At 62.0% G+C, this 13,006-nt stretch carries 8 protein-coding genes and 4 pseudogenes; 3 read left to right on the top strand and 9 right to left on the bottom strand.

The window, feature by feature from the left end:
* Positions 1 to 4: 4 nt before the first annotated feature.
* A pseudogene (locus J4G43_RS51830) lies at positions 5 to 595 on the bottom strand (ACT domain-containing protein); the annotation flags it as partial.
* 336 nt (positions 596 to 931) lie between these two features.
* Between J4G43_RS51830 and htpG the strand changes: the two are divergent.
* On the top strand, positions 932 to 2,809 hold the full coding sequence (htpG, locus tag J4G43_RS51835; protein ID WP_208089771.1) for a molecular chaperone HtpG: 1,878 nt from the start codon (positions 932 to 934) through the stop codon (positions 2,807 to 2,809).
* A gap of 311 nt (positions 2,810 to 3,120) precedes the next feature.
* On the opposite strand, the pseudogene J4G43_RS51840 reads toward htpG, so the two are convergent.
* A pseudogene (locus J4G43_RS51840) lies at positions 3,121 to 3,273 on the bottom strand (IS3 family transposase); the annotation flags it as partial.
* Positions 3,274 to 3,501: 228 nt separating this feature from the next.
* On the opposite strand from J4G43_RS51840, the pseudogene J4G43_RS51845 reads away from it, so the two are divergent.
* Positions 3,502 to 4,185 (top strand): annotated as a pseudogene (locus J4G43_RS51845) (IS110 family RNA-guided transposase); the annotation flags it as partial.
* A gap of 22 nt (positions 4,186 to 4,207) precedes the next feature.
* Here the strand turns inward: J4G43_RS51845 and J4G43_RS51850 are convergent.
* From J4G43_RS51850 to tnpC (J4G43_RS51865), 4 genes and pseudogenes are all read right to left on the bottom strand, one after another.
* Positions 4,208 to 7,444: a C48 family peptidase gene (locus J4G43_RS51850; RefSeq protein ID WP_225005926.1), complete on the bottom strand. Its 3,237-nt coding sequence runs from the start codon at positions 7,442 to 7,444 to the stop codon at positions 4,208 to 4,210.
* 462 nt (positions 7,445 to 7,906) lie between these two features.
* A pseudogene (locus J4G43_RS51855) lies at positions 7,907 to 8,478 on the bottom strand (transposase); the annotation flags it as partial.
* Positions 8,479 to 8,560: 82 nt separating this feature from the next.
* Positions 8,561 to 9,151 (bottom strand): YecA/YgfB family protein, encoded by a 591-nt coding sequence (locus J4G43_RS51860; protein WP_208088551.1) that lies wholly within the window; start codon positions 9,149 to 9,151, stop codon positions 8,561 to 8,563.
* 29 nt (positions 9,152 to 9,180) lie between these two features.
* A complete protein-coding gene (gene tnpC / locus J4G43_RS51865; RefSeq protein WP_225005434.1) occupies positions 9,181 to 9,846 on the bottom strand; it encodes an IS66 family transposase in 666 nt (221 codons plus the stop codon).
* Positions 9,847 to 9,893: 47 nt separating this feature from the next.
* On the opposite strand from tnpC (J4G43_RS51865), the gene J4G43_RS51870 reads away from it, so the two are divergent.
* Positions 9,894 to 10,922, top strand: coding sequence for an IS110 family RNA-guided transposase (locus J4G43_RS51870; protein ID WP_208088552.1), 1,029 nt, complete (start codon positions 9,894 to 9,896; stop codon positions 10,920 to 10,922).
* Between the two features lie 89 nt (positions 10,923 to 11,011).
* Here J4G43_RS51870 and tnpC (J4G43_RS51875) read toward each other — a convergent pair whose 3' ends face one another.
* The 3 genes from tnpC (J4G43_RS51875) to tnpA form a co-directional block, all read right to left on the bottom strand.
* Positions 11,012 to 12,013 (bottom strand): IS66 family transposase, encoded by a 1,002-nt coding sequence (tnpC, locus tag J4G43_RS51875; protein WP_225005498.1) that lies wholly within the window; start codon positions 12,011 to 12,013, stop codon positions 11,012 to 11,014.
* Positions 12,014 to 12,159: 146 nt separating this feature from the next.
* Positions 12,160 to 12,513 (bottom strand): IS66 family insertion sequence element accessory protein TnpB, encoded by a 354-nt coding sequence (gene tnpB, locus J4G43_RS51880; RefSeq protein WP_208088553.1) that lies wholly within the window; start codon positions 12,511 to 12,513, stop codon positions 12,160 to 12,162.
* On the bottom strand, positions 12,510 to 12,974 hold the full coding sequence (tnpA, locus tag J4G43_RS51885; protein ID WP_208089772.1) for an IS66-like element accessory protein TnpA: 465 nt from the start codon (positions 12,972 to 12,974) through the stop codon (positions 12,510 to 12,512). Before tnpA ends, tnpB begins: the two co-directional genes overlap by 4 nt.
* Between the last annotated feature and the right edge of the window lie 32 nt (positions 12,975 to 13,006).

Below are 13,006 nucleotides of genomic sequence, written 5' to 3' on the forward strand. Positions count from 1 at the left end.
AGCGTCATGCTGCCGGCTTCGCCGCCTGGTCCTCGCTCGACAACAGATGCAGTAGCGCGCTCTTGATCGCGGCCTGCCGGGTCGGCGCGGTGATCTGGGCGCCGAGCAGGTCGGTGACATAGAACACGTCGCGGGCGCGCTCGCCGAAGGTCGCGACGTGCGCCGAGGCGATGTTGAGGTTGAGCTTCGAGATCGCGGTCGTCAGCTGGTAGAGCAGGCCGGGGCGGTCGAGGCCGGAGACCTCGATCACGGTGTAGCGGTCGGACCACTGGTTGTTGACGGTCACTTCGGGCTCGACGACGAACGGCCGCGCCTTGCTGCGCACCGCGCGCTTGGCCACCGCCTCGGGCAGCCTGAGCTTGCCTTCCAGCACCTGCTCGATCATCTCGCCGATCCGCGTCGCGCGGCGGCCTTCGTCATCGTCACGGTCGTATTCGCGCGAGATCGAGATGGTGTCGAGCGCGCGGCCGTCGGTCGTGGTGTAGATCTGCGCGTCGACGATGTTGGCGCCGGCCGAGGCGCAGGCGCCGGCGATGATCGACAGCAGCCAGGGATGGTCGGTCGCCAGGATCGTGAGCTCGGTGACGGCGCGGATAGGACAGCGTATCGATTGCGGATCGTGCGTTCGTGGCGATGGCCTCATGGTCGCCACGCCTCATAGCTTCGCAGGCGACGGTTATTCCGAAGCACTCGGTCGCGGGAACGGGGACCACGGACTTTCAGGGACATTTCCTCAAGGGCCACGTCGGAACTTCTGTGGTCGACGGCTCGTTGTGGCCGCGCGGAGCCTCCCGCTTGCGCCCTTCAGTGGGCCTCGGCCGACCTCCAGCCACAGGCGGGAAAGGTCAACAGTCCCATCACGACTCTTGATCCATCGTATTTCTGCGCTATATCCGGGTTTCCCCTTACCCAATTGTGATCCGGTGAATGCATGACGACGTCAGATACGGCTGTGCATACGCAGCCCTTTCAAGCCGAGGTGTCCGAGCTGTTGCACCTGATGGTGCACTCCGTCTATTCGGAGACCGACATCTTCCTGCGCGAGCTTCTTTCGAACGCGTCGGATGCCTGCGACAGGCTCCGCTATGAGGCTATCGCGATCCCTTCATTACTTGGCAAGGGCGAGGCGCTGAAGGTCCGTATCATTCCGAATAAGCCGGCGAATACGCTGACGATCGCCGACAACGGCATCGGCATGGAGCGGCAGGAGCTGGTCGACCATCTCGGTACCATCGCCCGCTCCGGCACCAAGGCGTTCGTGTCGAAGCTGAAGGAGGCCAAGGACGGCCTCGGCCTGATCGGCCAGTTCGGTGTTGGCTTCTATTCTGCCTTCATGGTCGCCGAGAAGATCGTCGTGATCAGCCGCCGCGCCGGCGAGAGTGACGTCTGGACCTGGACGTCCTCCGGCGGCTCCGGATTCGAGATCGCCCGCGCCAGCGACGAGGACGCAGCGCGCGTGGCGCGCGGCACCGAGATCGTCCTGCACCTGAAGGACGACGCGAAGAAGTATCTCGAGACCTACGAGATCGAGCGCATCGTCGGTGCCTATTCCGACAGCATCCTGTTTCCCATCGAGCTTGTGCCCGGTGAGGGCGAGCCGCGCCAGATCAATTCGGCAAGCGCGCTGTGGCAGCGCTCGAAATCCGAGCTGACGGCAGACGACTACAAAAAGGCCTATCAGCAGATCGCTTCCGCCTTCGGCGATCCCGCGATCACGCTGCACTACCGCGCCGAGGGCCGCCACTCCTACGCCGTGCTGCTGTTCGCACCGTCGACGAAGCCGTTCGACCTGTTCGAGCCGAATCGCAAGGGCCGCGTCAAACTCTACGTCCGCCGCGTCTTCATCACCGATGATGCCGATCTGCTGCCGGGTTACCTCCGCTTCATCCGGGGCGTCGTCGACAGCGAGGATCTCCCGCTCAACATCTCCCGCGAGATGCTCCAGAACAATCCGCAGTTCGCGCAGATCCGCAAAGCCGTGGCGACCCGCGTCGTGTCCGAGCTCGAAAGCCTCGCCGAGAAGGACCCGGAGAATTTTGCCAAGATCTGGGATGCTTTTGGCGCGGTGCTGAAAGAAGGCATCTACGAGGATTTCGAGCGTCGCGAAAAGCTGCTGGCGCTGTCGCGCTTCACTACCACGTCAGGCGAGAAGCGCTCGCTCAAGCAGATTATCGCCGATTTCAAGCCGAACCAGACCGAGATCTATTATCTCGTCGGTGACAGCATCGAGCGACTGAAATCCAATCCGCGGCTGGAGGCCGCCACCGCGCGCGGCATCGAGGTGCTGTTGCTGTCCGATCCCGTCGACGCGTTCTGGACCTCGATGCCATCGGAGTTCGAGGGCAAGCCGCTGAAGTCCTTGAGCCAGGGCGACCTCAATCTCGACCTGATCCCGCGCGTCGACGAAACGGACGAGGCGAAGGAGGACGAGCCGGCCGCCGATGAAGCGGCCACCATCGCCTTGATCAAGGCCGCGCTCGGCGAGCGCGTCAGTGACGTCAAGGCTTCCACGCGCCTCACCAGCTCCGCCTCCTGCCTCGTCGCAGGCACTGACGGCCCGAGTCGCGAACTGGAGCGCATTCTGTCGCAGCAGAACCGCGGCATGCGCACCAAGCCGATCCTCGAGATCAACCTGCGCCATCCGGTGGTGGCGGCGATTATCAGGGCAGAGGCCGGCTCCAAGGCCGTCGACGACCTCAGCCTGCTTCTGCTCGAACAGGCGCAGATCCTGGACGGCGAACTGCCGGAGCACGCGACGGCCTTTGCAGCAAGGCTGAACCGGCTGGTGCTGCAGGGGCTCGGTAGGTAGCCCAGACACGTGCCTCCGGGTGGATAGATGCAAGACCGCCGCCGCCAATTCGACGAATCTTCTCGCAACACACGGCCGGACCATACATAAGGTCACATCCTCAGAAAGACGCTCGAACTTCACAAGACGGCCGCCGCCGGAGGAATACGGTAAATGTCAGACAGTGCGGCATTCAGATAACGTCGTTGGGCAATTGACCGCAGGTCTCGGCTGCGCTCAGGCAAGTTGCCCGTTTTGACAGCATCTTAGGAAGCTCAACGCTTATAGCATTAAGTTGAGCCGCTGTCCGGCATGGCCGAAGACCGTTTCGGGTCGATGTCCGGCACCGGCCGCGGCAGGTAGTACACGCTGCCGCGGCTGATGTTCAAAGCCTCCGCCTGCCTGGTGATCGACAGCTCGTGCTCACGGTCGATCATCGCTTTGCGCTCAGCAATCCCGCCTTGGTGAGCGCTCCTTCTAAAAAACTATGCGCGGCGCTGCGCTCCCCCTGTGGGATAGAAACGGACCGGCGCTAGATTGCCGACCGGGAGGGAGCGGCCGATACGATTTTGGTGGCACGCGACCCCGTTAAAAAACCTGGTCCATGGGTTGTCGCGCACTTGAGAGTGGTGACGCCATCCGGCGATCCCGTTTAGGAATCTGACGAATAGCGCAGCCCAGCCCTTCCGCCGCCGTCAGCAGGAGGATTAGAGATGAACCCCAAAAGATCGAAGTCGAAGAACGGAGGTAAGATGCAGATGGTGCACCCGGACGCGGCTGCCATCGACGTCGGAGCGACTATGCACATGGCAGCCGTGAGGGCAGATCGCGCACCGGAGCCAGTCCGCAGCTTCGGTACCTTCACGGCTGATCTGCATCGGCTAGTCGACTGGTTTACTGAATGCGGCGTCGAGACTGTCGTCATGGAATCGACCAGCGTCTACTGGATTCCGATCTTCGAGCTTCTCGATGCCCGGGGATTTAACGTGTTTCTTGTCAACGCGCGCGATGCCAAGCACGTGCCGGGGCGCAAGACCGATGTCAGCGATGCGCAATGGCTGCAGCGGCTCCATTCATTCGGGTTGCTGCGGGCCAGCTTTCGGCCCAAAGGGCAGATTGCCGAGCTGCGAGCCTACGTGCGTCAGCGCGAGCGTCTGCTGGAGTACGCGGCCTCACACATCCAGCATATGCAGAAGGCCTTGACGGAGATGAATCTTCAGCTCCACCACGTCGTCGCCGACATCACCGGCGCGACCGGCCTGCGTATCATACGCGCGATCCTTGCCGGCGAGCGCGATCCCGAGGCGCTGGCGTGCTTGCGCCACTACAGTTGCCACTCCAGTGCCGAGACGATCGCGAAGGCGCTCACCGGGAGCTACCGCGCCGAGCATCTGTTTGTTAGGAGCAGTTGACCCCTTATCAGCCCCTCAGTCGGGTTTGCAGTGCCGGCCGACTGACGCTGAGGTTGCTAAGGTTCTGCAGGCCTCGCTGGCCTGCCACCAACCCCCTAACCAGCGCTCGCGTGCCGTCCACGACAAAGACGCCGCAATCCCAGCCGTTCTGCTGCTGGGCCATGCCGGCTTGCACCGAGTCGCCGGGGAGGCCCAGCCTTCCTGCCAGATGGTCTGCAGACGTCTCGTTGAATCCCCAGAAGGAATCGTAGTGATAGGCAATCGGCGAGTTCCGGTCGCGACGATCAACGAACAGCAGCGACCAATGATTCCCTTGGCAACGAGGATCTGTAGGATCGGCGTCGTTCACTGGCAGGAACAGGAAGTCGGCTGTATCATTACCGTTGTCATCATAGACGATGCGCTGCAATGCGAGTTCCACGACGGTATCGTTGGGAGAGCGCAGCAGATTATGGGCCACAGTAGGATCCACCAACCGCGTCCGGGCGGCGATATCCAGGGTGGGGATATCCAGAGGGTGCCTCAGCAAATCCTGCTCCAGAAGCTGGTAATCCCTGAGGATATGCTCGTCGCCCAGCCATTGCTCGTCGTCGAGCACCAGCCCGCGGGACGAGGCTGTCGGATTCAACGCCACGATCTGAGCATCGGCGGATGTGCTCGGAAACACCGGCACAGAAACAGCATCGTCGCGCAATGGGGACAGTGTGGGCGCAGTCAGATCAATGAATGGATCAAGAGCACCATAGTTGTCTGAGCGAGCCCTGGCAGAGGGCGCTGGCGCAAAGTGAGCATCGTCGCGCAAGTCGGACGGCGTGAACGTAGTCAGATCAACCAATGATTCAAGACCGCCGTAGATGTCTGACGGAGCCCTGCCGGTTGATGGTGAGGCCGGTTCTTGCATCTGCCGCCGCGACAACTCCTCGCACGCCAAAGCTTCATCGTCCGAGGAGGCTGGCACCGGAGAAAGCCCCTGCGGCGAACCGGGCTGTCGATCGCCCTGGTGATGACCCGGTACTGTCCCGGCAAACAGCGGCCGAAAGTCAGGCGTCGGGACGAGGTCGTCACGCAACTCGAACGGATTCGGATGAACCATTGCCTCAATCCGGCCCTCCTGCCGGCTCGGCAGGAGATTGCGCCCGGTCATCTCGTCCAAGGCGCCTTGGTGATTGTGCGGCCAGTTAAGGGGATGGACGGCCTCTCTGGAATCCGGTGCCTGGGGATGGCTCGCGCTTGTCTCGCGAGACGGCGGTGAGGCGGCCTCGTCCGCGCCCCCCCAAAGCAGATCCTGATCGTAATTTTCCGCTGGAATGACCACTGGCGAACTGACAGCTTCCTGCGGAGCACTGTGCTGCGCGGCGGCGTCCCATGGCCGTGCGCCCACCTGGTGGATGGGGGCCTGCATCAGCACGCGGCCGCCTGAATTGCCGTTTCCGATCAGCATCCCCTGAATTGCGACCTCTTGCGGATTATCTAGAGTCCTGGGCCTCTTCGCTGGTCTCAGTTCCGCTGTGCCATGCTCATCGTTAATGAGAACCTCCTCGCTTGGCAGGAAGTTGCTCCACTCAAGCGCCCCCATCAGCTCGTGCGCGGCCTGTTGGAGGTCGCGGTGTCCGCTCAAGTCAGGAAAGGACTCTGCGGGCTCCGGCGCATGGTCGTCGCGCCCGCTTGGCTCGAGAGCCGACAAGGGGCCGGATTGATGATCCCGCGGTCCCTGAGTCTCCTCCGGAAGCTCTTGTTCCGGTGGCAGAAGCTCTGGATCGTCAGCCATGATCGGCGGCTCGTCGGCCTCATCATCCAACAGCTGCCGAAGCTCCTCGGGATCGACGTCTACCATCGGCGACTGGGTAGCCTCACCTGCGCCCTGCTGAGAGCCGCCTGCGCCCGAAGCCCCCTCCACCGAGGGGCCTGAAGCCTTCGCCTGACGATACTCACGAAGCGCTTTCAGCCCGCCGTCCAAGACCATTTTCCACCCGACGTTGCGAAACAATCTGTCCGCGTTGACACGTAGGGCTACGTGATCGAGTGCAGAAAGCGAATCGCCGTCAAGCCCTAGCTCTCGGGAGAATTTGCGAAGCGCCCAATCGTAACTCTGGGCGGTAGTCGAACTCAACTTGTTGCTCTCAAGGGCGTGGCTTATGGCGCCCTTAATGAGCCCTTCGTCACCATCGGCAGGAGGAAGCGGTGGGCGCCCACCAATAGATGAAGCGCCCGGAGCGTTGGGGGCACGATGTTCTCTAAGCGCCCCCACCGCGGCCCGCATAAGTTTATCACCCTTGAAGATTTCTTTAGCATGGGCGAGCAAGAAAGCGTCGCTACTCCCGTCAAGCGATAGACCGCGCTCCCCGAGATCATTCGCCAACCTGTTAAGATTGCGCGTATAACCGTTAGCCACCGCGTCTTTCAGCTTCCGACTTGCAATAACGCCCTGAGCCACCTCCCTGATAAGCTCCCGGTCGCACCCAGACACATGGGGATAGACGGTGGATGCTTTTTGGCGCTTGCGCACGGGAGCTGGACGGGGAACGCGCCCCGTCGACCGCCAGGTCCGGAGATGGTCTAGTGCCAATATGAGATCACTGTTTCCGTTGTGCTGGAACACATCACCGCCATCGGTCAGCGAATTGTTGTCTAGCCGAGCAACAATGCCCGTCTTGTTATTTACGCAGAGCCAGCGGCCAAAGCTAAGAAGAGGACCTACAATCCTCTGGACGAAGGATTCGGCGAGCTTGCCCTCGATGAGGGCCTCCCTAAACCCCAAAACAACGAGAGCATCCTTGGAATAAAGAGGCTGTTTCCTTTTTGTGCCCGCTATTGAAACCAGAGTTAACTGAGCCGGCTGCGGGGCCGAGGCGCCAGGCATTGCTCCACCACCTCCAACTGAATTGGCGACCTCGCTCAGCTGCCGCTCAATGGCAACGGCTTGCGGATAGTCTGGGGTCCTCGGCCTGTTCGTTGGTCTCAACTCAGCTGTGTCATGCCCATCTTTGATGAGAACCTTCTCGCTTGGCAGAAGGTTGCTCCCGGCGAGTGCACCTATCGGTTCGTCCGGGGACTGCTGGCCGTCGCTAGACACATTGGGAGTGTTCCCCCGGTCCGGCATCGCGGTATCGGCCTGGCGCGCCTCGTGCAATTGCTGCTCAAAGGCCTCTTGCCCGGCTTGGCCCGCCTGCTGCTCCTGCAACAGGTCGTGCTGCACCTGCGACGAAGCTGTTACGTTGGTTGGGTCATAATTGTGTCGGTCCACGCTAGCCTCGCATCTACAGAATCATCTAAGCAGGTATCTTACTCGGTTACGCGGCGGAACGGCGCATGGCAGCGGCAATCAGGATTGTCGCGCCATATCCCTCCGCAAAATCCCTCAGTTTGTCTCACAGGCCCTGACGGCGAACACCGCAGGGGCTCCTCTTGGTGGCGGACCGAGTAGACGCAGCACCATTGTGTGAGGTTCTGCACAATGGCGGCGAGATGAAACTCGTCGCGGGCGCCGAAGGCGCATTCGCCAGGCTGACCTTCAGGTGTGCAGCTCACAGACGCCAAATGTACGGCCGTGGCAAAATCGATCTGCTTCAAGCCGGACTAATCGGCGCAGAATAAAAACGTAGCTGCACCAAAACTGATGGTGTGGAACGGCCCCAGCCGGAGCAACTGCGGAGAAGGCGTCCCTGTCGTCGCCGTGCGTCGGCGAGACATTGATCGGATGTGAGCGGCTGACCTCGATGCCGTCGTCGAATCCGACACCGGCGATGAGCTTCGGCAACTGATTTGTGCCCTTCAATCGACGCCAGGTTTTCGAGGCTGCATCGATCAGCTTGAACACCATCAACCTGGCTGTCTGTGGCGACAACGATCCCTTGGTCCGAACTGTCCTGTGTCGCACCGTGGCGAACGCGCTCTCGCTCGGATTCGTGGTTCGCAAGTGGACCCAGTGCTCGGCAGGAAAGTCTTAGAATGCCAGCAGATCCTCGCGATCCTTGACCAGGCAATCAACGGCGCGCGCGTATTTGGCACCGTATTTCTCGGCGAGGTCTCGAGTGCAAGCTCCGCTGTGGCCCGGCTCGGTGCCATCGAGATATCCTGCAGGGCTCTCTTCATGCCACTCTGCACGAAGCTCGGAACTTTGTTGAGCACGTTGACGGTCTTGTGCTGCCAGCAGCGTTGCCGCCGGGTGCCGGGAAAGACTTCATCTATCGCCTTCCAGAAGCCGAGTGGGCCATCGCCGACCGCCAGTTCAGGCGCGACCTGCAGTCCGCGCCGGCGGATGTCGATCAGAAGCTCGCGCGCATTGCGTCAGCGTAGAAGTTCCCGAATGATAGGCTGTTGCCTCATGTGTAACCGGTATGAGCTCCCACGTGCGCGGTGATCAGCGAGCGCGGGCGTAGCGGATCGGCATCCAGTATTGCCGCAAGGCCTCGACCGCCGCCGGAATGTCGGCGTGGGCGTTACGCAGAAAGTTCTTGGTCTCGCGACCGCTTCGTGGTGGTCCAAGCAGCGGACGGCCCTGATCGTCGCGACAGTGCAGCAGGATGGGCAGAAGTAGGCCGCGATTGACGTTGCTGGCGTCCAGCAACGGCGCCCACGCCGATAGCTTGAGCCGCATCGCGGCATAGAAGCCTTGGCACCATGGTCGCGGATCGACGTCTCCACTGGGTTTGCGCCGGTGCATCGGCGCGAAGCTGTCGGGTGCGGTCGAGAGGGTGTTGCTGATGTCATTGTGGCGCAGCGCGACGGCCGATATGGCTGCAAACTCCGGGGTGCCGCCGTGGTTGAAGGCATCGGCATCGATGGCGAGCAGCGGGCAGATCCAGTCGAGTGGGCTCATCGACACCGGTCCGGCCACGATTGCGGCGACGTAGCCGTCGAGCATGGAGAGATTGGTGGCGGCAGGATGCTGATCGACGCGAGCCTGCAGCCATCGCTGGAGTTCCGCAAGTGGCATCGCGGCGACGGCCATCGATGACGATGCTTTATGGCGACGTGGGCTCACGCAGCGGCCTGTGCGGTGCGCTGGCGCGCCGCCTTCCAGTGCCAGGCAAGCAACTCGTGCAGTTGATGGCTCTTGGTTCGCCCGGAGACGATGCGCTCCAGCACGTCGGTCAGATAGGCCTGCGGATCGAGCTCATGGAGCTTTGCGGTGTTCACGATCGACGCCAGGATGGCCCAGCTCTCGGCGCCGCCTTCGCTGCCGCTGAACAAGGAGTTGCGTCTTCCCATGGCAATCGGGCGCATGGAACGCTCGACTGTGTTGGAGTCGACCTCGACGCGGCCGTCGCGGAGAAACAGCGTCAGTCCGTCCCAGTGATTGAGCGCATAGTTGATCGCCTCTGTCAGCTTCGATTGGGAGAACAGCTGGCCGACGATCTCGGTCAGTCGCGCATTGAGCGCCGCCATCAAGGGTGCGCTCCTGGTGCGGCGGGCGGCCAGCCGCTGCTCGGCACTACTGCCGCGGATCACTGCCTCGATCGCATAGACCGCCTGCAGCCGTTCAATCACCTCGCGCGCGAATGGCGACTGGGTGGTCTTGTACACCTCGACGAATTTGCGTCGGGCATGGGCGAGACAAAAGGCGAGCTGGATCGCGCCGCCATGACCGCGTGCCAGCGCCTTGTAGGCGGCATAACCGATGGAGTGGACGCCCCCCGACGGCATCGATTGTGCCAAAGTGCGGGTGTTGAAACCCGGTAAGGAGGACGTCCATGGACGACGAGGTTAGCATCATCGGTTTAGATTTGGCCAAGAACGTGTTTCAGGTCCACGGCGCGGGGCAGGACGGAAGGATGATCCTGCGTAAAAAGCTCAACCGCAGCAGATTGCTCGAGTTTTTCGCCAAGTTGCCAAGGTGTGTGGTCGCAATGGAGGCCTGCGCCAGCGCCCACTATTGGGGACGGGAGATTGGTAAATTTGGGCACGAGGTCCGGCTGATCCATCCCTCCTACGTGAAGCCCTTCGTTAAGCGTCAGAAGAACGATGCCGCGGATGCGGAAGCGATCGCCGAAGCCGCGTCTCGACCAACGATGCGCTTTGTCGGCGTCAAGAGCGCCGAGAAGCAAGCCTCTTCCATGGCATTCAAGGTTCGTGATCTCTTGGTTCGACAGCGTACACAGGCGATCAACGCTTTGCGCGGACATCTTGCGGAATACGGCTTGATCGTGGCTCAGGGCGTCAGACATATCCCCCGATTGCATGAGCTCCTGACAATATATCCGGACCTGCCCGATCTCGCTCGTGGCCTTTGCCAGACTCTCTTGAAGCACGTGGAATCCCTGTCGGAGCAGATTGCAGAGCTTGAGAAGGGACTGCGAGTGCGCGCGAGACAGGACGAGGTGGCCTCTCGCTTAATGACCATTCCGGGGATCGGGGCAATCTGCGCCACAGCGATAGAGGCCTTGGCGCCCTCGGCGGAGACCTTTTCCAAGGGGCGTGATTTTGCGGCCTGGATTGGTCTCACGCCCAAACAGAATTCTTCCGGAGGCAAGGACAGGCTTGGCAAAATCTCCAGGATGGGCCGGCGAGATCTCCGACGGCTCCTCGTGCTTGGTGCCACCGCCGTGGTGCGATGGGCAAGACGATATGGACCGCCAGCAGGATCCTGGCTCGCGAGAATGCTCTTGAAGAAGCCACCAAAGCTGATCGCGGTCGCTCTAGCGAACAAATTGGCGCGTATCGCTTGGGCCTTGATGGTCCGCGGTGGCGCTTATCAAGCTCCAGCGTCTGGCGCTGCGTAACGCAGGGCCAGAAGCCGAGAGACGTCGGGAATGTGGTAAGGTCTAACGGAGGATTATGGGCAATCGGTCAGGGACTGGGATTGGAAGAATCAACAGGTGGATGAGTGCCAGAGAGCACGCATAGCCGAATTGGATCCAATCCACGCATTCCATAAGGGCCCGCGACGTGTCGAGGTCGCATCACGAGGCCGGACACACGTCAGCACCCGACCACATGCCTGTTCCGAAGTTAAATTTTGCTTGCATTTAGTGGGGCGTCCACACACGTCCACCTGCAGAATGCCGGAAAAGCCCGTCAACTGTCCGGCGATCTCCTTGGTGCCACGGCCGTCGGCGAATACGTAGGCAACCGCCGGCGGCGAGGGGCCACCCCATGGCTGGTCATCCATAGCATGCGCCCAGAACTGGCAGATGCGGGGGCGATGTCGTCCGGGATCGAGCACCGGCATCGGCGTCTCATCGCAGAACACGCGCGGCGCGGCCTGAATCATCCGCAGCTGCAGCTCATAAAGGCTCCTGAGCCACCAGGCGGCACGTTTGACCCAACCGGCGAGCGTCGCGCGGTCAAGATGGATGCCCTGGCCGGCCAGGATCTGAACCTGCCGGTACAGCGGCAAATACCAGGCGAACTTCGAGACCACCACGTGGGTCACGAGGGCCGTCGACGCCATGCCGCCTTCAATCAGGCGCGGCAGCACTTTCGCCTGGACTACGCCATCAGTGCAGCCGCGGCAGCCGTATTTGGGACGGATCGTGCGCAGCACGCGCAGGATCGCCGGGATCACGTCCAACACCTCGCTGACGTCCTCGCCGATCTTGTGAAGCTGGCCTTGGCAGCACGGGCAGGCCGTCACCTCCGGCTCCAGGACCTGCTCACAGCGCGGCAGATGCTTGGGCAACGCGCCGATGTTGCGGCGCGCCTTCTTGCGCGGCTTATCGGCCGGCTTCGCCGCAGGCACATCGTCGTTGGCAGCTGCAGGCGGCGTGACACTGGTCTCAAGATCGTCAAGCTCAAGCGCAAGTTGCTCGGCCACGAGCGTGGCAAGCCGTTCCGAGCGCTTCCCGAAGATCATCTCCTTGAGCGTCTGCATCGCAACACGCAGCTTCTCGTTCTCGGCGTCAAGCGCGAGCACCATCTCGGTTAGAGCGGCTGGATCAGTCGGGAGAACGTCCGGGCGAATCGCCATGAACGGACCATACATCCGCGCGCCACAGGCTCCAGCGAAATCCTCTCCTCTCAGCCGACAACGGCCGGCTGCTTCACAGGCTTGGGTGAGACGCGCGTCCACTCGAGTCCGTCGAGCAGCATCGCGAGCTGCGTCGCACTGAGATGCACCACGCCGTCGCGGATCGGCGGCCAAGTGAAGTGCCCCTGGTGCAACCACTTCGTCACCAGCACCATGCCGCTGCCGTCCCACGCCAGAAGCTTCACCCTGTCCATGCGTTTGCTGCGGAACACGAAGACGTCGCCACAATACGGGTTCACACGCAGCGCTTCGCTCACCAATGCCGACAGCGTATGCACCGACTTGCGGAAATCGACCGGCTGTGTCGCCAGCACCACCTTGAGGTCAGAGCGTAGCGCAATCACCGGATGCCCCGAAGCGCCGCCAGCACGGTCGACAGCGTCGCCAGCTCCACGCCCGGCTCGACCCGGATGCGCGCCCCGTTCACCTCGATCTCGACAACTCCGCAAACCTTGGCCGGCGGCGCGGCGATCTCCAAAGGCTTCGTCTGTAGCCGCGAAATACGCTCGGGCTCGCCGGCTGTCCCGCTACCGCTCTCGGCACCAATTTGGATTGGCACGAAGTTCGGCGCCTTGCCCACCACCACCGCCGCCGCAACTTGGCGTCGCCACACCGTAAGCAGCCCCCGCGAAACGCCGTTGCGCCGCGCAACCTCGGAGATGTTCGCACCCTCCCCAAAGCTCTCCGCCACGATCCGGGCCTTCTCCTCGCCCGTCCACCGACGCCGTCGGCGCTCCCCAGTGATCACTTCGACGCGACGATAGGAGTCATCTTCCTGCCTGGCATCAAGCATGGCATTTGCCATCGTTCCACCTCCACCGATCAGCTCATGCCAGG

The organism is Bradyrhizobium barranii subsp. barranii (assembly GCF_017565645.3).
In the GTDB taxonomy this organism is placed as follows: Bacteria; Pseudomonadota; Alphaproteobacteria; order Rhizobiales; family Xanthobacteraceae; genus Bradyrhizobium; species Bradyrhizobium barranii.

Coding starts and splice junctions, on each gene's coding strand:
- htpG (WP_208089771.1), top strand. CDS start 932: ATGACGACGTCAGATACGGCTGTGCATACGCAGCCCTTTCAAGCCGAG.
- J4G43_RS51860 (WP_208088551.1), bottom strand. CDS start 9,151: ATGGCCGTCGCCGCGATGCCACTTGCGGAACTCCAGCGATGGCTGCAG.
- tnpC (WP_225005434.1), bottom strand. CDS start 9,846: ATGCCGTCGGGGGGCGTCCACTCCATCGGTTATGCCGCCTACAAGGCG.
- J4G43_RS51870 (WP_208088552.1), top strand. CDS start 9,894: ATGGACGACGAGGTTAGCATCATCGGTTTAGATTTGGCCAAGAACGTG.
- tnpC (WP_225005498.1), bottom strand. CDS start 12,013: ATGCAGACGCTCAAGGAGATGATCTTCGGGAAGCGCTCGGAACGGCTT.
- tnpA (WP_208089772.1), bottom strand. CDS start 12,974: ATGGCAAATGCCATGCTTGATGCCAGGCAGGAAGATGACTCCTATCGT.